This window comes from Psychrobacter sp. FME13, assembly GCF_014861395.1.
Taxonomy (GTDB): domain Bacteria; phylum Pseudomonadota; class Gammaproteobacteria; order Pseudomonadales; family Moraxellaceae; genus Psychrobacter.
This window is the reverse complement of sequence record NZ_RRYV01000002.1, coordinates 20,939-43,942: the sequence shown is the minus strand read 5'-3', so window position 1 is coordinate 43,942 and position 23,004 is coordinate 20,939. Positions and strand designations below refer to the sequence as shown.

26 protein-coding genes and 1 pseudogene are annotated in these 23,004 nt (G+C 45.8%); all 27 read right to left on the bottom strand.

Features of this window, described 5'->3' with window-relative positions; all coding sequences use genetic code 11:
- Position 1: 1 nt before the first annotated feature.
- Positions 2–1,465, bottom strand: coding sequence for a hypothetical protein (locus tag EI164_RS00805; protein ID WP_192518100.1), 1,464 nt, complete (start codon positions 1,463–1,465; stop codon positions 2–4).
- The gene (locus EI164_RS00800; RefSeq protein WP_192518099.1) at positions 1,449–1,778 is read right to left on the bottom strand and encodes a hypothetical protein; all 330 of its coding nucleotides are present in this window, start codon (positions 1,776–1,778) and stop codon (positions 1,449–1,451) included. The genes EI164_RS00805 and EI164_RS00800 overlap by 17 nt, the downstream gene beginning before the upstream one ends.
- Positions 1,775–2,191: a hypothetical protein gene (locus tag EI164_RS00795; protein WP_192518098.1), complete on the bottom strand. Its 417-nt coding sequence runs from the start codon at positions 2,189–2,191 to the stop codon at positions 1,775–1,777. Before EI164_RS00795 ends, EI164_RS00800 begins: the two co-directional genes overlap by 4 nt.
- 32 nt (positions 2,192–2,223) lie before the next feature.
- Positions 2,224–2,769 (bottom strand): hypothetical protein, encoded by a 546-nt coding sequence (locus EI164_RS00790; RefSeq protein WP_192518097.1) that lies wholly within the window; start codon positions 2,767–2,769, stop codon positions 2,224–2,226.
- Positions 2,770–2,909: 140 nt separating this feature from the next.
- Complete coding sequence (locus tag EI164_RS00785) at positions 2,910–3,146, bottom strand: hypothetical protein (protein ID WP_192518096.1); 237 nt, start codon at positions 3,144–3,146, stop codon at positions 2,910–2,912.
- Between the two features lie 9 nt (positions 3,147–3,155).
- Complete coding sequence (locus tag EI164_RS00780; protein ID WP_192518095.1) at positions 3,156–4,070, bottom strand: hypothetical protein; 915 nt, start codon at positions 4,068–4,070, stop codon at positions 3,156–3,158.
- 85 nt (positions 4,071–4,155) lie between these two features.
- Positions 4,156–5,532, bottom strand: a complete 1,377-nt coding sequence (locus EI164_RS00775) for a hypothetical protein (protein ID WP_192518094.1) — start codon at positions 5,530–5,532, stop codon at positions 4,156–4,158.
- A gap of 92 nt (positions 5,533–5,624) precedes the next feature.
- On the bottom strand, positions 5,625–6,326 hold the full coding sequence (locus EI164_RS00770; protein WP_192518093.1) for a hypothetical protein: 702 nt from the start codon (positions 6,324–6,326) through the stop codon (positions 5,625–5,627).
- A gap of 2 nt (positions 6,327–6,328) precedes the next feature.
- Positions 6,329–6,712 (bottom strand): hypothetical protein, encoded by a 384-nt coding sequence (locus EI164_RS00765; protein ID WP_192518092.1) that lies wholly within the window; start codon positions 6,710–6,712, stop codon positions 6,329–6,331.
- Positions 6,713–6,791: 79 nt separating this feature from the next.
- Positions 6,792–7,985, bottom strand: coding sequence for a hypothetical protein (locus tag EI164_RS16870; RefSeq protein ID WP_225739048.1), 1,194 nt, complete (start codon positions 7,983–7,985; stop codon positions 6,792–6,794).
- A 73-nt stretch (positions 7,986–8,058) separates the two neighbouring features.
- Complete coding sequence (locus tag EI164_RS00755) at positions 8,059–8,901, bottom strand: hypothetical protein (protein ID WP_192518091.1); 843 nt, start codon at positions 8,899–8,901, stop codon at positions 8,059–8,061.
- A 114-nt stretch (positions 8,902–9,015) separates the two neighbouring features.
- Complete coding sequence (locus EI164_RS00750) at positions 9,016–10,833, bottom strand: hypothetical protein (RefSeq protein WP_192518090.1); 1,818 nt, start codon at positions 10,831–10,833, stop codon at positions 9,016–9,018.
- Between the two features lie 166 nt (positions 10,834–10,999).
- Positions 11,000–11,320 (bottom strand): hypothetical protein, encoded by a 321-nt coding sequence (locus tag EI164_RS00745; protein WP_192518089.1) that lies wholly within the window; start codon positions 11,318–11,320, stop codon positions 11,000–11,002.
- Positions 11,321–11,377: 57 nt separating this feature from the next.
- Positions 11,378–11,860: a hypothetical protein gene (locus EI164_RS00740; RefSeq protein WP_192518088.1), complete on the bottom strand. Its 483-nt coding sequence runs from the start codon at positions 11,858–11,860 to the stop codon at positions 11,378–11,380.
- A complete protein-coding gene (locus EI164_RS00735; RefSeq protein WP_192518087.1) occupies positions 11,787–12,113 on the bottom strand; it encodes a hypothetical protein in 327 nt (108 codons plus the stop codon). Before EI164_RS00735 ends, EI164_RS00740 begins: the two co-directional genes overlap by 74 nt.
- 21 nt (positions 12,114–12,134) lie before the next feature.
- Positions 12,135–12,494, bottom strand: a complete 360-nt coding sequence (locus EI164_RS00730) for a hypothetical protein (protein WP_192518086.1) — start codon at positions 12,492–12,494, stop codon at positions 12,135–12,137.
- Between the two features lie 54 nt (positions 12,495–12,548).
- On the bottom strand, positions 12,549–13,115 hold the full coding sequence (locus EI164_RS00725; protein ID WP_192518085.1) for a hypothetical protein: 567 nt from the start codon (positions 13,113–13,115) through the stop codon (positions 12,549–12,551).
- Positions 13,112–14,302, bottom strand: a complete 1,191-nt coding sequence (locus tag EI164_RS00720; RefSeq protein WP_192518084.1) for a hypothetical protein — start codon at positions 14,300–14,302, stop codon at positions 13,112–13,114. The genes EI164_RS00725 and EI164_RS00720 overlap by 4 nt, the downstream gene beginning before the upstream one ends.
- Positions 14,295–14,600, bottom strand: coding sequence for a hypothetical protein (locus tag EI164_RS00715; RefSeq protein ID WP_192518083.1), 306 nt, complete (start codon positions 14,598–14,600; stop codon positions 14,295–14,297). Before EI164_RS00715 ends, EI164_RS00720 begins: the two co-directional genes overlap by 8 nt.
- Before the next feature lies 1 nt (position 14,601).
- Entirely contained in the window at positions 14,602–16,932 is a 2,331-nt protein-coding gene (locus EI164_RS00710) for a hypothetical protein (protein ID WP_192518082.1), read from the bottom strand.
- Between the two features lie 280 nt (positions 16,933–17,212).
- Positions 17,213–17,284 (bottom strand): annotated as a pseudogene (locus EI164_RS00705).
- 116 nt (positions 17,285–17,400) lie between these two features.
- A complete protein-coding gene (locus tag EI164_RS00700) occupies positions 17,401–18,951 on the bottom strand; it encodes a hypothetical protein (RefSeq protein WP_192518081.1) in 1,551 nt (516 codons plus the stop codon).
- Positions 18,952–18,960: 9 nt separating this feature from the next.
- Positions 18,961–19,506 (bottom strand): hypothetical protein, encoded by a 546-nt coding sequence (locus EI164_RS00695; RefSeq protein WP_225739047.1) that lies wholly within the window; start codon positions 19,504–19,506, stop codon positions 18,961–18,963.
- A 2-nt stretch (positions 19,507–19,508) separates the two neighbouring features.
- Entirely contained in the window at positions 19,509–20,399 is an 891-nt protein-coding gene (locus EI164_RS00690; RefSeq protein ID WP_192518080.1) for a hypothetical protein, read from the bottom strand.
- A gap of 8 nt (positions 20,400–20,407) precedes the next feature.
- The gene (locus EI164_RS00685) at positions 20,408–21,334 is read right to left on the bottom strand and encodes a hypothetical protein (protein ID WP_192518079.1); all 927 of its coding nucleotides are present in this window, start codon (positions 21,332–21,334) and stop codon (positions 20,408–20,410) included.
- A gap of 147 nt (positions 21,335–21,481) precedes the next feature.
- Entirely contained in the window at positions 21,482–22,624 is a 1,143-nt protein-coding gene (locus EI164_RS00680) for a restriction endonuclease (protein ID WP_192518078.1), read from the bottom strand.
- A gap of 74 nt (positions 22,625–22,698) precedes the next feature.
- Positions 22,699–23,004 carry a hypothetical protein gene (locus EI164_RS00675; protein WP_192518077.1) on the bottom strand — a complete coding sequence of 102 codons (306 nt, stop codon included), beginning with the start codon at positions 23,002–23,004 and terminating at the stop codon, positions 22,699–22,701.

Genomic DNA, 23,004 nt, shown 5'->3' with positions numbered 1-23,004 from the left:
ATCACATCGTCCATATAGCATTACCGCTATCAGCAGTACGGGTTAAGTTGATGGTGATGCTATCGGTATCTAAAAATGCCCATTCATGCGGCTTTACGGGCTGGCTTGCCACATCCTCACCACTGACCGTAAAATCACTAATGCGATCTTGAAAGGCGCTTATCGTTGAGCGTATGCGCGTAGCAATCTCCTGCAAGTTAAAGCCATCTGCATTATGGTGAATAGCAGCCAATGAGCCTTTGCCATACTCCGCCAATAATAGCTCTTTGATCTGCGTGCGTACTGAGTCAATATCATGTACAGCGGCAAGCCTACCTGTAATGCTAATTTGATAAGGACGTTCCACCACCGCCTTCACCCTGACGCGACCATCAAGCAAGCTGTCAGCACGCGCCACTAATTGCTTGATGTCGGTGATAAGCTGCTCACGCTCACCCGCATTGCCAGACTTAGCAACGACCGTTAGGTTTAAGTGGTTAATGTTACTCACATTCACGCCATAGTAGCGCTCATGGATGGTTTCATTCCATATCGCCATATAGTCAAAACGGTTCATAAAATGCTGCATCACCAAAAAGGTAAAGTTACCCATAAAGACCGCGTTTCGGTCATACATAGATGGGAAGCTGGCAAGCAATCTTAGCTGATTAATAGTCAAAGGGTTAGCCCCTGCCCGCACCATGTCACCCGCTTTAAAATATAGGTTTAACTGGCTCTCGTCACTGACATTGATCTCACTAAGCGCGGCTTGTCTTAAACTGCTAGGATCAACCTCTCCGTAGCACTGAGTAATTGCAATTTGGTACACCTCGCCTGCCTGCACCGTCTTGCCAGCTCTATCGCTTGCACCAAATATCACATTAATATTGGTTAGGTTGTCACTTTGCAGCGTGTAGGCTGGCATGTTGATGCCTGCGTTCATAAAGTTTGGCGTGTGCTGATAAACCTCGCCTGTGGTGGTATTAACGACACTAATACCTGCAAAGTAAGCGTCATCTGTGGTAGATAAGGCGGCGGTATAGAATGGCTCGTTAAGCGGTACGGTCATATCAACACGATTAATAACGCTTTGCTCAGCCAATACCACCTTAGCCTCACCGCTTGCCACAGTAACCGCTGCTAGCAGTCGCCACTGCCTACCCGTACCATCTTCAATCAGTCGCCCTTGCGATAAGGTAAGTGTGACCGCTGAGCTATTCTCAACGGTGATTTTGTGCTGGCAAGGCGTGGCTACCGGCAGTATGCCTTTATTGATGGCGTCAGCGATGATGGTACGGTTTTTTGACTTGATAAACGGCTCGATAGCGTTAACATCATTGTCACGCTTTAAAAAGACGACCGCCTCAACGATTGAGGTTAGCATGGCGCGGACGGTAGGATCACCTGCTCGCCAGCGCTCGGCTATCTCTGGATAGTCGTTAATATGACTGTTAATACTGGCTAATATATTACTTCGCTCGGACATCGTAATAATCCTGATCTGAATTTTCGGTTTTGGCTTCACCTAAATCTATCGCAATGTTGCCAATAAATAGGTACACGTAGAGCTTGTCAAAGCCACGGGTCTCGGTACTAATACTAAGCTGGCTGTCATCAAGTTGATTGAGTAGCGGTATATCAAGACGTAGCTTTTTAAGGAGCTTGTCTGCATTGTCGCTAGACAGCTCACGTAGCAGCATATTGCGCAAATCAGCACCATAGCTTTGACCAAAATAGCCGTTTGGCGGCGTGTCCAGCCAATGATTGACCATCGCTTTGATTTTATCTGCATCAATCATGAGTAAGCGCCTCTTGCTTGGCTTGGCTGCGGCATTAGCTTGTCATCAGCGGCTACCTCAACAGAACCGATAAAGCGGCTATGTTTAACGCACACCAGTAGCACGTATAGCCATATCATAGGAGCGCCTATACCAAACATAATAACCAAAAGCCCGATACCGCCCGCGCCCCACGCTTCACTTGCCAGCATTAGCCCATAAAAGCGCCATAGCATAAAACTAAGAATGGCGACAAAGGGCGTGGCAATAATAATGGACGATTTTAATAACTTGGTTATCGCCATTAGGAATATCTCAGGCGTGACCAAAGCGTTAAGCTCGATGACCCGTGTCCGGCAAGCAAAGTATAGATAGATAAGCGACACCCAAACGGTGCCAGATAAAAACGCATCGACAATATAACTGTTTTGCATAACAATCCTTACAACCCTTGGCTTATGGCAGCTTACGGCTGGCTCGTCAAATTATTGAGTTGTTGCTCAAGCCCTTCTTTCTCCTTGGTCTTGGACTCAATGGTTTTATCAAGGTCAGCCGCGTCATTCACCAGCTCGTTAAGCTGTTGGGTTTTATTTTTAGGTGCGGCGCCAGTGCGCGGCTTACGGATTTTTTGTTTGGCACGTTTTTTATCGAAAGCGGCTTGACCTGTGCGTAGCATATTACCAAGCGCTTTGACCGAAGCGTCAAAAGCAGGTCGGTAGCTGTTATCGTAGTCGCCCGATAGCGGCTGCGCCTTGCCGTTGATATCAATACGGAAGATGTCAAAGCGCTCGATATCCTTGTTTTTGTCGTCTTTTGCGGTCACGACACGCAAAAACAGCTTAATGGTCTGACCGTTCTCAAGTACCATATTAACGGGACGCGCACTAGCACCCGATACGCGCGCGGTTTTACCTACCTCAACAATAGGGATGGCTTGCTTGGTGGATTTTTTAAGTTGATTAACGAAGTCTTTGACCAGTTGTGTTTTTTCGGTGATATCGGATAATTTCATTTTATAATAGCCTTAGATAAGTAGTTTCTAATCTATCCATTGTATCGCTGTCCGTGCTGGCTTGTTTGGTGTGTTCCATTGCGGTAAATGGCAAAAAACCCAGCCATTGCTGACTGGGTTTTGTGACTTAATGGCTTGGACTACTGTTTTGACCTACTGCCTATTGAGTAGCAACTAACAATCAGCATCACAACAATTCCCATCGAGACGCACTGCTTTAGCACGATACTAGAAACCGTATCCCCTAAGAAATCAGTGTTAATCAGAAGTAGTGCCATAATGATAAGCTGAGATATTAAAAAATTGAGCTTTAGTGAGCCAAGCTCGCTGCTAATATCAAAGCCATTTTTCTTTAAAGAAGCAATTAATTGGTTCATGGTCAATCCTTAGTTCTTACCAAAATTAGCCTTCGTGCTACGCGCATAACCTGCATTTTTAAGTGCCTTTAGGCGGTTTGGGTTGCCTTTATAAATATTGGCTCGCATACCCTTACCAAACGAGCGCATCTGCTTACGAATGGCTGAAGCCGTGCCAGCCTTACGACGTGCTTTTTTAAGTCCTGCGCGTTGTCCTGCGTTCAGTTTAACTTTACCGCTAATACGTTTATTGATCGTAACTTTTTCACCATTACGAATGGCTTTAACGGCTTTATAGATAAGCGTCTTGCCATTGACCTTTTTGACCGTTTTCTTGCCAGCACGCAATTTTTTCTTAGCGGCATCAAACTGGTATTCCTCATTCATGCTATCAAAGCTTTCTTCGTCTTCATCATCGCCTTCGTCGTCGCTATAAGCAAAGCCTGCGACAAATTCATCAAACGCTTCACCGTCATCTGGCATGTTCTCAAGCACCGTTTCAGCGGCAGCCAAGCAAGCGGCATCAGCCACTTCAATCTCGTCATCGAATAGATCAGCGATAACCGCATCTTCAACGCCTAGCGTTGATAACGCATCTGATACGTGAGCTGAGAAGGTGATACGGACGTTTTCGTCAATCTCGTCCATGTCGCTATCATCATCGTCATCATCGGTAAATGCTTCGATCATAAGGCCGTCTAGCACTTCACTAGGTAGCAGCTCTTCATCGTCATACTCACCATCCGTTAGTACAGCGGATAGCATAAAGGCGACATTTAAAGCAGCAAGGCGCATCTGGCTGGTCGCGGTAATCGCCATGCGTTCAGAGATAGGGTCAAGCTCCATCTTATCGGCGGCTTCTTGCGGGGTTAGTGCGTCAAATTGTGCTTGCGCTTGGTCGTGTTGACGGTTAAGGCGGCGCTGGGTAATAAAATCGCGTGACATAATTTAATCCTTTCAGTGTGGGGTTATAAATAAACAAGGTTGTGACTAGCGCCATGCGATGACGCTAATAAATAAGGCTTAATAACTACTTAGTAACAGTGCCTTCAAAGAATACTTGACGGGCGCATCCTTCAGGACGGCGGCTAAACTTAATATCTGCTTTACTAAACGGGTCATCAGCGCGTGGCGTGATTTGCAATAGATAATACAGACCGCCAAGCTCAGACGGCTGAACCAGTAATCCTGCTGCCACGCACGCATCAAGGGCACGGCTACATTCGTCCTGAGCATCACGCACAAAGCTGGTCATGCCTTTTAGTAAGTGTTTTTTGACGATAGATAGCACAAGATTGGTCGTATAAGTCTCAATCTCGGCGCTATTGGTTAAACGTAAGGCGCTATTTTTACTATCGTACTGAGTGAGCGCGTCACCATAGATCCAACGATCACCACCTTCAAAGCGTTCATTGATAACCACGTTCACGCCAGCGCTGGCAAGTGCGTTTTGCGCCTCTTCATCAAGCGATACGCCTGCCATTTTTTCCATGTCACGAAATGCCACAGGGAAGTCGTAACCAGCAACCGGTCTATTGATAGGCGGTATGCCTGAGCTGTTGGTGCGAGCATTACGTAGTAGCGTTTGGGCTAGTAGATCACCAACGCATGGACGCCATTTTTTACGCGCCAGCACGGTTGTCGCATTGCTTGGGCGTGACTTGTTAGGGTTCCAAAATACCCAAAAACGATGGTCATTAATGCTTAGTGTTTCAGTTAACGCTACGGCTGATTGCCAGTCGGTGATATTGCCGATATCGAGCAATACATGACAGTTGATTTTACCCATCACCTCGGCCAGCGCTTCAATATGAGGTAGGCTGGCCACGTCACAAGTGACTAGGTAGCGTGGACGATCGCGCATGTCTAACAACGAATTTTTAAGCTCTGTTGGTGTCAGGTCGGTTACGGTGCTGGCTGGTACGGCCAACTCAACTTGTTTGGTGCGATAAGCGCCAAGCTCGTTTAATGCGCCCATGGTTTCAAGCGCTGTTTTGATCGCTGCCGCCTTGCTTGCGCTATAACTGGTCGTGACGGACTCGAAAAAGTCGTACTGGCTATCCAATGCGCCGTAAAAGTCTAGCTTGCTTGTGATATAACCAAAATTATCGGCGTGCTGTTCTTCTAGTGCTTCAACGCCGCCGCCAGTGTATAAACGGCCTTTTAATTCCGTTATCGTACTGCCGTCGATCTTGTCATTAAAGCTGATCTTAAAAACAAGGTTGTCCAAGGGATCAGCGGCGGTAGTAAGGGTTTTTTGATCAACCGCCATGACTTTTGCCACAACGTTTGAATCAAAAGCGTATTCCGTGACAAACTCTACGCTTGCCAGCGCTGCGGGATCAGGTGATTCCGTCAGCGTCATAGAAGACGCTAGAATACTTAAATAAAGGGTCTGAGCGCTCATAATAAAATGCCTATACTGTGTTGGTATCACATCAGTATAGGCAGGATTTACTTTAGCGTTTTAGGGGTGTTCCATAGTTAATGGCGCGCTGATTACGTTAGGAACTTTTCTTTTCTTTCCAGTCGGTAGTTAGACTTGATAGTAATAACGTCCGCAACGGGATCATAGCTAGCGGGCGCGTAACCTTCTTTATCTCTATCATCAAGATGACCTACCAGCATGTCTTTCACCAAATCAAAAGCATCAATATTCCATGGCTGGCCCATAGAAGAGTTTATAATATCTTCTTCGGTGCATCGTTCGATAGTAAGCGTACTTGGTTCAGCGTAGATAGTGTATGTAACGTTACCTGCGTTTATATTTGCATCTAAAATATCCTGCAAACTATCCATAGATGATATATCAACTAACTCTTCCCACGCACTCCATCCTGATAATGGCCCCGCACCTATAAGGTCATTTTTCAAGGCTGTTTTTAATAAAAGATCATTAAAGCCAACATAGCCGATTTCTGATGGGTAGGCGTAACCACCTGATGTAAAAACCTGATCGTATCGACCTAGTAGATTTTTAGTGCTGGTTTCGCCATCTTCATCCATCCTAATAAACCCTTGGTTTGCTATGAAATCACCCCAAGGGTTTATTTCTGAGAAATAACCACTTAGAAGGGAAGCTACTACTGACTGATCCATGCTTATGTTCGATGGTATCCGTGGTTCAGCATCAAAAACAGTTTCTATCACGCTAGGGTTGTTATTCACCTTGACTTTTAAACATGCTTTTACTTCGTCCATTATTACAACTCCTCTATGATTGAGTATTCGCCCGCAAATACCGGATTGTCCACTTTAGTAATCTTGACGTAGCTTAAGTCAGCCACTGGCTCAACTGGCGCGGATGATCCACCGCCACTATTACCAGTACGCAAGATGCTAATTTGACTAACGCCACGTTTGAAAGCGTCTTCAACCGCCAAGTAGTTTGGGTTGGTTGGATCTCGGCCTAACAGCGCTTGATAGTTGCTAGACGTGACTTTAAAAGGCTTGTCCATGCGACCGCGCTTAAAGCTACCGATAATCACGCCATTGGCCAATGACGGCAAGCTGGTGCCCTCTGAGTTGTCAATCACGCCTTGATACTGGATACCAGCGGCGCTACCTAATGTTTTGCTCTCGATCATAACAAAATGCCTATACTGAGTGGTTTATGACTCAGTATAGGCTTGGTTTGGTTTGTGGTTTTAGCGGTGTTCCAGCTGGTTAAACGCCGTACCAACTTCCAACGGCGCACGAACTTACGCTCATGTTACCGCCAAACAGTAATTGCACAAGGTCATTTGCACCGCCGTCGGTTAGCTCAAAATCAACGGTTGTGCGCTTGATCTCTAAAACGCCATCTTGGCCATCTACATACGGCTCTTGGGCGGACGCGCCGTTGATATAGCCGCCACGGGTATTTACGTTAAACTGAAAAGGACTAATCCCGCCGCCGCCTTGGGGTTGCATAACGCCCGTATGGCTCAAAAACTCATTAACAAGGTAGTAGTTTGCTGGCGCGGTATAATCCACCCATTCGCCGCCATCAACGCGGTATCGGCCGTATAGGTCGCCTGTCGGCTCGTTTTGTCCGTTCATATATAAAATCTCTGCGCTGGTAGGCATACAGACATTAGGGTCGATATATTTTTCTATCACCGCGCAACTATGAACGGTTATCGTGGACGCGCCGCTATCACCGCCTATCATGCTAAAAAACACATCGTTTGCGGGGCTAACGCCGTCTGTCGGCTTAAAGGTTAGCCAGTTATGCTGCTTGGTTAGAACGTAAGGCGGTGTGATTTTTCTATGGGCGACAAGCAATTCTAAATCCATCAAGTTAATAGCGCCTTGGTCGGGCGTTAAAATCATACCCTCGCTATCAATGCCGCATATAGCTCCTTTGTTGGAATCATGCAACTGCTCCGCCCCGTACGGGTAATCAAAAAATATAACCTTATTACCATCTGAGCTAAAAAAGTTTTCTGCAAAAAAGTCTGCGCCCTCCATGGAGGGATTCAATTTATAAGTCTTAAATTCGCCGCCATTGCGACTCACTGTCACAAAATAATCGGGCACTACTTCGCGGTCGAACGACGGTAGCGACATTTCTGCAAAGTTTGCGACGCATTTAATAGCCGCATCACCTATGCCACCAGTACGCAAGATACTTACCTCGCTAATACCTCGCTTGAACGCGTCCTCAACGGCTAAATAACTGGGGTTTGATGGGTCATGGCCTAGCAGCGCTTTGTAATTGCTGGCGGTCACTTTAAATGGTTTGTCCATGCGTCCACGCTTAAACTTGCCAGCGATCACGCCATTAACGGTAGAAGGCAATGCTGTGCCCTCGCTTTTATCTATAACGCCTTGGTTTTGGATGCCAACCGCTGCGCCTAAAATATTACTCTCAATCATGATAAATCCTTAAAGTGAAATAGCTAATTATAGTGAGTGACCACAAGCCAGCAGCCACTCAATAAAATGGCGCTTAGTTGGTGACGGTCAATTTTTCGCCGCGTGTATGATTGTACTGAGCAATATTGCGCAATACCTGATCTTTAGTGGCATAGCCTTTGATGTAAATCTTAGTGATCTTGCCAGCCTTAACCAGCGTGCTAGTAGCAGGCTCTAGCATATTAAAGCCGCCATTATTTTTGACTGACACATATTCAAGCTCACTTACGGCCGTTTTGGTAGGCGCTTTTTCAGTGGGTACTGAGCTACTATCGGCTGCTTTATCGCCTGTTTTTGCTGGCTGGTTAGCTTCGTCTGCGCTAATGTCATTGCTGTTACCAGTATTCGACGGCGCATCACTGTCGGCAGTGTCAGCCACTTCATCAGACTTTTCGCTGTCGTCCGTGCTTGCGCTATCGGAGCCGGCATCGGTGTTTGCTTTACCATCGACCTGAGCGCTATGCTTATCGCTAGTATCGTCTTGAGCCGTCTGTGCATTTTCATTGCTATCGCCTTTGTTGATTGAGGTTACTGATTCATCAGCGTCGCCAGTATCGCTATCGCCACCGCTGTTACCGCTAGTAGCAGCGTCAACGCTAACATCGTCATCAGCGCTGCTATCAGTAGTCTGAGCGCCATTAACAGCTTCTTTAGTATCGTCTTTAGTTTCTGTGTCATTGTCACTCTCAAGCGTGCCTTGATGGTCAAGTAAGCGCCACACTAGGGCGGCTTTATTGTCTGCGCTCAAGAACTCAACGTCGGCCTCTATAAGCTGCATTTCAAGCTTGTCTACAGTGTTGTTGTCGTACACTTTTTTAAATTCAGGATTTTTTTCAAGCGCTTTAATATTATTGGGTAGTGCCTTTGCTTCTGACATGAGGTTGATCCTTGTAATGGGTAATAAATCTTAATGTATTTAGTTAAAAAACCTTGCTGCCAGCTATGACAACAAGGTTTTAGTGGCTATACCGTTTTACTGCTTACTAGCGGCTTAAAGCGCTGGCAAGTTAATCATCTCAATAAGCATGAACTGGTTGGCAAAACGAGGGATTGGGTTCGTTTCAGCAGCAGTACGGCTATAGATAGCCACGTCTTTCTCGTAAGCGTTACCATTAGAAGTCATAACCATTGGCGGTACAGCAACCATACCAACAAACGGTGCTTGTGCTGGACTGATAGCGCGTGGCACCAGTAAAGCATGAGCCGTGGTAGATGAACCCGTCTCGTTAAATACGCCCATAGACTTAGGCACATAATAGACGTTAGCACCGCTGGTTTTTAGTGTACCGATACGGTAGATGCTGGTTTGATCGCCTGCACTCTGACCTGTTGATGTGTAGTTCTCACCACTTAAGCCTGAGAAGAATGCTTGCCCGCGATCTGAGACATACAAGTCATAACCGCCGACCGCTAAGTTAATAGCCGTTGACAAGCGAGTGCGCGCCATACCAAGAGTGATGTTAATGTTGGCAAAAGCATCAGCGATATTAGTCGGTGATACGCCGCCTTTGGTGAAGTCAAACGTCACCACACGGCCAGTTTCAGGGTCTTGGTTAGACAGACACATATTGATAGCGGTACGAAGTAAGCGACCCGTCTGCTCAAAATACTGTTTCTGCATGGCGATAGTTTGTACTGCACCGAACCAAGATAAACCAAGCTCATTCATAAGCTGGGTGATCGCATCGATAGTAGCGACTGAGCGCGAACGGCTTGGGAAGGCGTAGATTGAACGATGACCAAATTCCATGTCGATTGATGGCTCACGTAAAATCTGATTGCCATTGTCGTCTTTACGCTCATAGTCAAAGAATAATTCAACCGTTACGTCGTCTTCAGCAGGCTCAGCACCAGCAGAGATATCGAACTGTACTTTAACTTCGTGAGTATCAAGATCAGCGGTTGCGCTGGTTAAGATATAAGTATCGGAGCCAATAGTAATCTCATCAATCGGCTGAAGGGTGCTGATACCAGAAGTTGTTGGATGACGACGGCTTTCGTCGCTACCAATCTTAATACCTTTTACAAATACCGAAACACGGCCACCCAAGAATGGCGCTTTGGTAGATGAGGTATCAACTTTAAACTGGGTAGTCTTATCCGCTTTAACGCTGGCAGTGTAGGCCACATGCGAGGTTAAGCTAAACGCACCAGTAGCACCTTTGTCCATCGTTAAGATATGACGGTTTTCAGTGTAAGGCATACCCGCCTTGTCACCGTCCATCGCGTCGCCTTTACGCATAACGCCCATGTTCATGCCAGCTACCGCCGTACCGAATACGATAGGTAGCTCGTTTGATCCCATAGGGTTAGGTAGCATAGACACTAGCGGCAAGCTGTTAGCGATACCATAAGTGATAACCACTTGTGTTGCGGCTGGCACGACTGATAACGCTTCGTGATGACCTAGTGACAAGCTATCAAAAGTAGGTTCTACGGTTGAATCGTACTGGTCAGCACCACCAAAAGGCATAGCAGCAGTTGCTAATGCGGCGGCCACAACATAAGCTGACGGCTCTTCACCACCGTTACGGCGCTTATATTCAATAATACCTTCACTGATACCATCAAAAATCGCTTCAGGATGATCTTTGATAACAGCATGGCTAAGCATACGCTGCATAGAAGAAGGTAGCTTGCTAAAACCTACGCTGCGATCAGAATGTTCGTTCTGAGCTAGCATAGAGTCAAACGCGGCGACTTCTTGACCCGCATTCGCTTTATTGGTGAAGATGTGCATGATACCGCGCGTGGCTTGCACCTCTTTATGGGCGGCATCGTTTAACTCTCGTGCTTGTTTCTCTTGCATGGGGATAATCCTATACGGTTGGGTTGGTCAGGTGATTACTAATATAAATACCAATACTGATATGCTTATAGTAATGCCTAGCCAAACGGCTCGTTTAGGGGTGTTCCATACAGCTTTTAAACGCAAAAAAGCCAGCGGTTAGGCTGGCTTGATGGTTGGTTATTGTTTATATCATAGGTAGATTAAGTAGCTCTATAGGTCGAATTGGCGGCATTGGCATTGGATTACAAAAGAGGTTGAAGCTACCTTCTTCTTTTGGCGCTGGCAAAAAGTTATCACGATACATAGCTATATCATCGGCAAGGCTATCATCAATCATAACCACATTATCACCAAGTAACAGCGTGTCGGTTATCTCGTGATAAATAACATCAAGCCTTTTAGCGTCTTTGATTTTTGCGTAATTGTTAGAATTAACCTTAACAAGCCCAAAGCTTTTAGGTATCTCGTTATTGAAATTCCAAATTTCATGAATGTCAGTTTTCATAGATTACTCGCTAATAAAGTCCGGTGACTCAATAAACATACTTTTGACAGAAGCTCATTAGGCGTCTCTTTCTATAGCACGTCTAAATAAATCAGCATCTTCTTGAGTGAATTTCTCCGCTCTATCCATGTTTTGAATAGCCATTTCCATAGCACGCTGGCTAGTATCATTACGCTCAGCTACAAAGTTTTTATAAACCATGCCTATCTGATGTAGCGTAACATCGCTAAACGGTAGTTGATCTTTAGTGTCTAGGCGCATGTTAAACGCGCCCTTAGTAATCTCTAAGTAGTCTTGATTGGTATCTTTTACATCAAAGCCATGAGCATTAAGCGACTGGCTAAATTCACGAATAGCCAGTTCTTTTATATTTTCAGGTATCTCAAAATTCTCAGTACCAATAAGCGGCTCAAGCTCTTTTAGCCTACCATCTTCGGTAAGTGTGGCTACTATTTGCGGCGCATAGCTATGCTGAAACATGAATTGTTCTTGACGCAGATACACATTGACTGGCATTAACTCGTAGGGCGGCATTTTCATTATTCACTGTCCTTGTCATTGCAAAAGGATACTTATCTACTATTTCCCTATCCCAAATAAACTCGTTTTCAAGTGTAGCAGACTGTACGCCGCTATTAAAACTATTACCCTCTGCATCAACAAAATACCCCACGTCTAAATCGTTCCCACCAACGCACTTAGCGCGAACATGGTAACGCGTCTTGTCGCTGGCAGGCAGTCCGAACTCGCGAACATAAACAATATAAGTCGCACCCTCTACATACTGCTTCATAGATTACTCACTTATTAATTATTATTTTTCGTTGCGGAATTGCGTCAGGTCATAACTTGGCGGTGACGCGCTTATATACCCTGCGCGGTCAAAGTGCTTAACCCATTCGTGATAACAATAACCCAGTAAAAAATTATTAACGATCACGTCCAGTACCACAAGACTTGGCGGGATTATAGAAAAGCTGTCTAAGCCGTCAAAATGCAAGGCGCGATCATAAGCGCTGCGCCAGTCGTTTTTGCTAAAACCTGCCAAGTCTTCTCTATTGGCATAATTGCGCTGCACTTCATCCCACAACGTATCAAACACACCCCAACACTTGTGCTTTGTGATCTTTTTATTAGCGGGAACCAACTTGCCAACCTCGATATAGTTAATCATAGTCAACCATCCTTAATCTTAATTTTTCATTTCTATTATTATAACCAGTTATTGCTACTTATAAGGCACTGCCACATCAACAACACTTTCTTCATCAAACGCATCAAGATAATTCAAGTCAAAACGCTGAGCTAAGGCGTACTTTTTACCCTGACTTGCCAGCATCGACTGTCCCATTATACCAGTAACCTCATGATATTCCTTGTGGTTGTTAAGCATAAAGCAGAATAAATCGCCCTTCTCAGGCGTCCAGTTTGGCTTAAGTTTAATGCGATCATCACCTTCTAGCGATATGTCGTAAGGCTCAACGAGTGCCATTGAAGACAACTCCTCACTGGTGACAAACATACCGCCATCGTGAAACGCACCGCCTAAGCTATCAAGTATCAATACCATGGCATGGCCTAGTGGCTCATAATCAATGGCGTGCTCATCGCTGTCGCTCACTGTACCAAGTCCTGACCAGGTGACAAAATCACGGCTATCATCACCAGTGTTGACTGGCAATACCACACGCCTGAAGGCAAAAACAGGTATCACCGACTGACTACGCAAGGTAATGATGCGATTGGTGAGCGCTTGCCCGCTTGCGACCAGCTCGTTTTCTATTCTTAAACTCACGTATTACCCCACTTACCTTGATAGGTATTAATCTCGGTTTGATATATCTCTTTAAAGTTGTCTGGCACGCCTTTTTTGCCTATCTGCCCTTTCGCGTACTGGTAGCTGGCTCGTTCTGCTTGTGTCGGCTGATTGGGTGACTTAGCTTGCGCGCGTTTTTGCTCAGCCTTGATCTGTTTCTCAGCCTTAATTGCTGCTTGCTTAATCTTTTTAGACCAGTGAAGGCGACCATTCCAGTTGTTAAGCGCCTCGGTCTGCCTTGCTGCTTCACGCTCTAATTGCTTAGACGTTTGACGGTGAGGCTTGATCTTGTTGCTGGCCTTGGCAATATCGTCCGTGGCGTACCCTTTCACCTTGGCAATCATGTGCGGACTGGTCAAGTGCTTCATGACTCGCAAGACATGCTTGCAAGCCACGCCCGTTAATTTAGGGTTGCGAGTTGAGGGGTAGCGGTTCTCGTCTATGCCAAAGTTATATTTGCCCACAGTGGCAAGGTAGCGATACCAGTAGCGGTGACGGCCACAATCGCAATCAAAGTTAATCTTACCATCAATGACCGCTTTTTTGACATCGACCACACTAGGCGCACGGGTACGGCCTAGTAGTAGCTCAGGATAATCTAGTAATTGCACTGAGACATAATGATGCGTGTCTGGGCTACCAATACCGGCATTAGTAACAAACTTAATTATGTTACCCTGGCGCTTAAAAACGCTGGCTAGAAATATCTGAGTATTGGCGCGGTTGATATCTTCACGCCTTGATTGATTGATAACATCGGTTGGGGTTATGCCGCCTAAAAATTTGCTTGATGCGGCTTTGACATTGGCAAGGTAGGCATCAAGCACCGCCGCGTTCATGGTTTTCTTAAGCTCGTTATTACGCTTGGTATCGCCTAATGTGAACTCAAGTAGCTCGCTGGCACTGATACCAGCACGGCTTTTTGCGGACTTGATAAGCGAGGCAAGTTGGCGATTATTTAGCCGCTTGCCAGCCTCGATATCCTGCATCGTTTCTTTGAGGTACTTGTTATGAGTGCTGGCATGTTTACGCTGATCGCCCACGCTTTTACCAGTACGCAATCGCCACTGTCTAAGCTCGTCAAGCGTCATGGCATTGGTTTTGCGATCCTGCCAGCTTGTCGAGTCCTCACGCTCTTCACTGAGATAATCGGTAGGTTCAGCCATTAATTACCCCGTCTATCAGTCCGCTATTGGTGTAAGTACGCTTGATTTGCGCTAGGCTGGCGGGTAATGGCAAGTAGATGCGGCGATTGGGTAACGCCTCACCTACTCTATTCGTGCCAGCGCATAGCATGACGACATCTGCATTATCACGGTTGCCATAGGCGCGGTAGGCGATTAGCGTTGGGTCGTGTATCTCGTCACGCCCCACGTCCCAGATAATGAGCTTGTCGGTACGCCCACGCCTGACCAGAAGGTCAACGTGAGATCGGACGGCGTTTAGGTAGATATTGGTTAGCATGTTAGCGCCCTTTGGTTGTGCCGCCTGATAGGTTATTGATGGTCACGCTACCTTCTTTTATGTAACCTGCTAGGCCGCCGCTGGCTGGTGAAGACTCCTTATAGTTACTATCGGTTGTCTCGGGCTTCGGGAAAAGTCGGAAAGTTGGCGGCTGCATAATTGTATCTTGCACGATCAAAGATTCAATTATGCCATTTTCACCATTTTCACCAATATCACCACCTTTACCACCCCGCGATTTAGATAGGTTAGGCCTAACGCTGGCTTTATAAAAATGGAACGGCCAATACGAGCCTACGCTGTACCCACCCACACCACCTGACGTAACGCCACCGTTAAGTGCTCTTTTGCAAAGCCCTGATAAATTGTAGCGCTCATACACTGAATCAGACCAAATGTATTGAAAAAATACCCTGTCTTGTGTATCTGAATCAATATCCGATTTATATAAATCATAAACCTCCCCGTTAGGGATGGCTGATACAGCCTTGGGGAGTGTTGTTGGTACTTTGAGTGCTGGGCGAAAATTGAAGTTTTCTAGGGTGACTACGGATTGACTGGTGCTCTCTAAAATTACGGAAGGCACTTCAGCACTGGGTGTTATTTTGATGGTAGCGTTATTAGGCATAGCCTCAAGCGCTGATTTAATTAGGTTTAAATCAGGGTTTCTATTATCAGCTAAAAACCATTCTGCTGAACCCGCGTTAAGAGTCGCTAAGCCATAAGGCGCACCGCCACCTGACGCTGTACCGTTTTGCTGACCCACTATAGCGGAACCTTCTCCTTCAACCTCATTGTAACTCCAAGCACCACCACCGCCACCGCCGCCACCGCCGCCAGCAATAACGCCATAATTATCGACCTCGATACTACCCTTAATGGCTGTGCCGCCGTTTTTGCCCGCTGTAGCCACATCCGATACTGAGAAACTATTGCGATTATAGCTATCAATAAGGGTGACTGCCCCCATACCACCATCACCGCCACGCCCTAAAATACGACCTCTATTTTCCACGACAATCTCAGCACCGCTAGTCCAGTTACTACCTTCTATCATGGCTGGCGTGCTCGTATTGGGCGCGATAATGTCCACGCCAGCATCAACAATAAAACGTATCTTATCGGTTGCTGTTGGGTATGAGCCGTTTTGCTGTTTGTAATACTCAGCCAGATCAATACCATTAGTGGTACTTTGCGTTATGTGTAGGGCTGTCTCATTATGTCCAGCATCATTGACCGGCACGTTTATTGATAGGTTCGCTGGTGCGCCCACCGTTAGTCGGACATGCTTTTGCGGTTCTGCCACGTTATCGTCGGGCGTAGTAGTAAAGTCGATGACCGCTTGCCCGTTTCTGAGTATGACCGTGCCGCTATCGGTTTTATCTGGACTTGTTATATCGTTATTACTGCCGTTTAAAGCACCCTCTTTTACCGACCAGTTAAGTATTTGACCGTCTGGTAGATTGTTAGCCGTTACCGTAAATCGCACTGCACCGCCTTCATTAATCGAGGTCTTACTGGCTTTTACATTCCATACTGTCGCAATAACATCGTCTGGATTGTAGCGCTCAAACGTATGTGTTGTTTGCAATGGGTAGACGTGAGGGCGTGCGCCGCTGGCTAGTACCTCTGTCATGCCTTTTTGACCTAAAACAAGGCCGTAAGTATTAATAAATGGATCACTAGGATCTGACGACACAAAGATCTTGCCCGTAACTCGACGCCAAGCGGTATCTAAGCCAAGAATGTCATCAAAGATAGGCTTAGGATTGACTGGCTCATGTGAATGGTACTGATAACCCATCGGGTAAAGCGCACGCATCGCAAGTTGGAAACGGTTTTTATTCAAGTATTGCGGGTGAGGATCTGGCGCGGCTAAATGATTCTCCATCATTACAATGGATAGCGCCCCATTGGTATCGGTGGTGACTGTTATATTACTGGCATCAATATCATCTAGCGACAAGCCAAGGGCAATAACAAAAGTGACATCAGGGTGCAAGCTAAACAAAGGCGCAGCATTCGAGCCTGCAATCGCAAACAATACGTTGTCATCGGTCATCAAGCCAATCTCGTAAATATCGGTTATAACATTCGCCGTCATCGAGCTGGTAAAGCGCAAGGTATTGCTTTGAGCCTCAACATCCCCTGACACAATACTACCGCGCTTAAACTCAGTCGTGAGTGCGGTCTCATTGCCTGTCACGGCGCGCTTTTTGGTGCCGACTGCTACTTGTGTTAGATTGATTTTGAGTTGTGCTGAATCTGCATTAGCAGCGAAGGCGGCTTGCTTGCCAGCCTCGGTGATCGTAAAAATAATAGGGTCTGCCATTGTTTTAATCCAATAATCAGTATAGTAATGAGTATTAGTTTAACGTGTGCCGGCAAGTACGGTGGGTGGTGTTCCAGTGTGCGATAGACCTATTGATATAGGTCGTAAGACGTTGCTTTATGGGTGTATAAACGTCTTTTAATCAGCGAGAAAACACAAAATGATGTGAGATAACTTTAGACATCGAGGTGTAGCTTGCGGTGTAATTTAGACATTCACGTCTAACTTTAGACCAACTTTAGACATTAAAAAACCCACCTAAATTAATAGATGGGCTTTGCGATTGTGGTTGGACTCGAACCAACGCCACATTATACGATGGTAATTGCTCTACCGACTGAGCTACACAACCTAGTTTACGCCTTACGCGAACCTTTGTTAGTCAGCTAGTTTCATGCTGTGCACATCAAATAGGAACCCCTGCTCGATACAATCTGCTAGCACAATAATTATAACAGACATTCATAGCTAAAGCATAGCTGCCAGCTCGTTTAAATCCTCCCACTGCTCTTTATCCTTCACGCTACCGACAAACTCCGCCTTGTTGACTGGTGAATAACTAATCCGCTCCATAAAGCCAAAAGCAAAAGTATCTGCTAAATCGGGTGAGGTGATGCCGTCTTTTGCCATGTCTTTTTTACTGACAATGCCCCAGCGTGAACGCTCATCAAAGAAGTACGGTAAGCGGCTCATTTGTGTTTCCATATCCTTAATCATCTGGTACTGAGCACGCACCTTATCACTCACACTAAAGATGCCGCGCTCAACGCTTTTCGCCATGCTGACATAGGCGTGAGCACGCTTATTAAAGTACAGCGCTTTCAAGTTATTGTTAAAACAAGGCACGCCCCAGTTGACCGTTTCAAAGTACAAGCCTTCAGACTTGAGTAGCTGACACAATCCCATGCCAGCACCCATTGGATCAATAACTAGCGTTGCCCCTGCATACTCAGCCATGACGCTATAAATATTGGCTTTTAGCTCATTGATATTAGCGCGATTGCTAAACAGCGGTATATCAGCCACATGGACATGACGCTCAATACGCCCGTTATAGTCTTTATCAACAACTTTCATCACCGTGATAACGCTATGATCTCGTCCAACGTCACCGCCCACATCGACTGTCACAATATAACCGTACTCGTCATCCTCAGTCACAGCAGGCTTACGTGCCAGCATGTTAGTGATCTCAGTACGAGTGAGTAAGTATTTGCCTTTGAGTTCGGGGAATAGACCACGTATGCGGATTAAGTAGCCTGGGTGATCGCGGCTGCCATATTGATATAATGCCTCGATCAGCTTTGTTTTGCTGACTAGCGGCGACTCTTCACCATTGAATATAAGATTTACCCATATACCGCCATTGGTGAGGCTCAGACTGTGGTGCGTGTCATAGAAAAACCCCGTACTGGTGGCGGGCTGGCTAGTCAGTACAGCGCGGTTATTCTCATGCGTCAATGCCCCAATAACGACTTCCATCACCTCGTCATCAATACCAGCCGCTTCATCACCCCATACCATGTAGTAATCGCCATGCTGACCAGCGATATTGGTTGGCGAGTGTTTAGGCGCGGTTTTAGCGAACACAAACCACGTATCTTTAAAGTTTTTAATGTAGATTTTTTCAGCGAGCACCACCACAAAATCAGCAAGCCAGCCAACTGCGGGATTATTCTTGAGTCGCTGCAAACAGATATTAATCTCTTTCCATACGACTGTGCGTAGCTGTCCAATTTGCGGTGCTGTGAATAGCATGACTGATTCAGGATAAAACAGCAGATGCCATAAAGCGACGATGCCAGCCGACCTAGATTTACCTGTACCATGACCAGACGCCACAGTGGTTCGACTGCCAGGCACGACAATCGACTTAAAAAGCGTTTCTTGCTGCGGGGTTACGCCCTGACCATTGGCATAAGTCATTCCTAACGCTTCGACGGCAAAGCGTGTTATGTCATAGCGATACCGCTTACATACCTCACGCCACTCTGGTAGCTCATATAGATTCTCAATCACTAAAAAGCCTTAGATGCTAAACGGCATCATTTCAAACTCACTGTCATCATCATCCTCTAGCGGTTCACCATCGTCACTAGGCTGGCGTGTAATAACATAACCCCCATGTGCCTGTCTTGCTGCCCAAATAGCAAGAAGTACCGCGATATGCCCGTTATTCATCCCCATGCTGTCAAAGTCAAGGGCACGCCCGCGCTCGTCAAACTTGCGCGTCTGGATAACATTTTTTGGATCATAACGTGCCAGCGAGTCATCAATGCTTAAAAGACCTGCTGCATTAGCCGCCTTGTAAGCACTCATAACCGTACTCATCTGCTCCTTCTCATTAAACGCCATGCCCCAATGTCCAAAAAGATTAGGCGTATCAGTAACGACAATCGTATTCTCTTTGGCTTTTGGCTGATCCTTCCAGTGATCTTGCTTGGCGACTAATATTTTGCCACTGTCAGCCGATGTCACTGCAAGTATGCGCACCGGATCACCGTCATAGCTTGCGGCTCGTGCGTCAATAGTAACTAGGTTGGGATTGGTGGGCTTGGCTGGCGTGTTGGTCATAATCAGTCTTTAACCTCACTCTGAGTAATAACCCCAGTGTCAGGATCAGCATTAACCCGCGTATGCCTGCCAGCGGCTTTGTCAATCACATCAGCCTCAATAACCACGCCATTTAGCGACTCTGGTGGGTCACGATGGCCTTGCACTGGTGGCAAGCCTGGTGGAATACTTCCGTCTGGCTCTCCCGTGTCCGTTATATCGTCGTCAAGATGACCTAAGCCAACCACCGTAGGCTCAAGTCCTACGACCACACAATCAACCGTAGCACCATGAATGTTTTTAATGCCGACATCGATTTTGTCAGGATAAAGCGTGTTTTCAACGACCTTAAAGTTCCATTTGTCTTTGACAATAGACGTGCCAGCAAAACCAAGCTCATAAGCCACGTCAAAACTACGCTTGCCCTCATGTGTCCAAAAGTTTACAAACTGCTTGGCAATAGATGAGGCGGCGTGAGGATCAGCGGCAAAAAAGGCAATTTGACAGCGATAAGCAATAGCAGCGGTACGAAGTTGCACCACACGCTGCAATGGGTCCGCTGGCACGATGACATTTAGCCAGTTGGCGTTAGGCTGCACAATGTCACGCTCAGGTGGTGACTCAATAGCACTAATGGCTGTGACCATGATAGGCAGATAGACAGATGGCCCACTGTTAGTAGTATCACCCATTGCCTTGGCATTCTCGTTTTGCTGTATCGCTTTTAACATAGCCTCAGCATCATCGACCATTTCAGACTTTGAGACAATAATAGCGCCCTCGATGCGGCGCGTTTTCCAGTCGCGGATAGACTTTTGACCAGACGGTGAGCACCACTGTCTAAAGTCACGTAGCACCAAACCCCACGCCACTTGCATAGACTCAAGGGGTGATAGTAGTCTGTTGTTGCTCATACCCACCCCTATCGATTACCAAATAAGAAAACACGCTCAGTCTTACGCTCGCTATCCAAGTGCGTTTTTTTAGCGCTCTCAGTCGTGCGTAAATCTTTGTCGCTAGTACCTTGATCGTTAAAGCTATCCCATTGCGCGGCAATCTCACTAAATGGCACTGACGGGCAGACAAGGTTGTCAAATAGCACTTCTTTGCGGCTGGCACGTTTGGCTTGGATGTTCTTTTGACGCAACTCACGATTAATCGCCTCTTCTTGAGCGGCGACCACTTCATTCTGGTAGTGATTAATCATAGCGTCCGACTGAATAGCCGTTAAGATACTGTCGTACTGGTGGACAATGGCTGTCTCTAATGCTGACTTGATAGCGGATTGCTGCGAGGTCATGCCAGCGACACTATCAAATGCAAATTCACCATCCTCTTGCTCGATGAATAGCGCGTCAAAAAGTCCGTCACCGCGATTGGTGTTGTAGTTTGGCTGGCGCACAAAGTCATAGCCGTAAAAGCCTGTGACATCATACAACCCGCCAGCGCCACGTTTGCGCATGACAGCACTAGAAAAGCCGCCTACTTTGTTGGCATATAGGCGCTCTGAGTATTTACCGCTATCAGTGTCTAAAAACTCATGCTGCGTTGAGACATTGCCACTATTATCAGCCGATAACTTGATAGTGCGGATAGCTGGTTCAATGCGGATTGTTTCATTAGTATTAGGGTTTACCCAAACGTCTGGCGGATTCATACCGAAACGTCCACGCAACTCATGGCCATAATAGCCGTACATATCACCGCTATTGACCAGCTCTTGTGTGCGGCTTGAGTTGATGTTATCAACCATCGACTGAACGCTTACGTCTGATCTATCTGTACCGATATCTTTTGAGCGACCACGATCACTCAAGTTATAAGTAATCAGTTTTGTTTTCTTAGCCATGAAAAAAGCCCCTTAAGTAAGCATAGTTAATATACTTAGTTTAAGGGGCTTTGCTGGGGTGCTGGCTGGGGTGTTCCTAGCGCTGTATTCTTGCCAGCGCATAACTAACAACCGTTAGTTAGAGATATAGGAAAGCGCTATTACATATTAATGCTTTCGTAATTTTTTAAAGAACGACTTATTCATAACTAACGTTTCTGTCTGTACTTTCTCTAAACCTATTTCATGCTCTAGCATCAAATCCAATAAAGCCATCTGATTAATTAAAATTAAACTATGGCTATTTAGGTTTTGAGCATAATCCAGTGCTGGCTTGGTAAAATCACTTGTAGTAATAAATATACCATGATGATACTTAGTATCAGGTGTAAAACCACCAACGAAATTGCGCAGTTCTCTGTTTGATATATTATTACCTTCGCTGTACTGCTTAGCTTGGATATAATAAGTATGAATATCATCAGCGCCACAGTCTTGCGTGATAATACCGTCTATACCACCGTCATTACTCTGTCCTGTATGCTTTGCGCTGAAAATGGCATTTGGATCCTCTCGCTTTAACGAGGCCTCAACCACACTCAAACAAAGATGCTCAAACTGTAATGGGGTTAAATGAAAAACCTCATCCAGTATCATTTTTGGCGTCACTTTTACATGGTCGTTCGCTGCAATTACATTGGCATAGTTATTCATAAATACAGAAGTACGGCGCATCGTTTCGCTAATTAAATGATTAATTAAAGGGTCGCCTTTTTCCCCATAAGCAGCTTTATTAACCTCGCGCAAGACTCGGAAGCTCTTAGAATCGAATCTACCTAGGTTCGACTGGTATGTATTAGAAGAAACATCAGAGTGTCGGTAATTTGCAAAATTATCGCCTGCCAGCCAAAAATAAATCTTACCAAAGGGATCTATCTGTATTAAATTTTCAGGCGTAATCCTGCTATTGAAGGGGATAAGGTGAATAGAAGACTGCCCTAGATTCGCTTCAATATTGAAAACCTCACTTTTTATCGCGCCTATTGCCACTAGGCAAGATAGCATTATCTCGGTTAAATACGCATAACAAGAATCAACCATGTCCTCATCTTCATCGTCTGCATGTATAGGAAACTCAGGATTCACAAAAGATATTTTTAAATGCTCGCCTGTAATTCCCGTAATTTCTTCTACCTTCTTATCAAAAGCTTTAGGAGTAATACCGTTGGTTCGATTGCATAATTGCTTAACTGCCTGAATACCCGCGTTGAGGATGTCACCAAAAGGTGGCATATCTGAAGAACCTTTCATTGGACTCTCTTAATTTTAGTTAAAAAAATAGGGCTGCGCCTTAAACGCAAGCCCTTCTTCATAAACTTATATTTTTACGGTCTTACAAATAGTGGAAACTGATCGGCAAACACACTACATATCTCTTTTTTATTACTGGCATTTTCATACTCTGCCTGAAAATCAGCCAACCCTTCTTTTAAAGTTTCTTTCAATCGATCTGACTCCCCATGATCTTCTGCGAGTGCCATACATTGACTGGCTTTACTAATTACAGCCTCACTGTAATCTTCATATCCACAATATAGCTGCGCTGAAGTAGCCAACCCATGCTCATACATTAACTGCGTACAGTTGTAGTCATCACTTGCCAGCGCTGGCGTGAATAAGCTCAATGACAA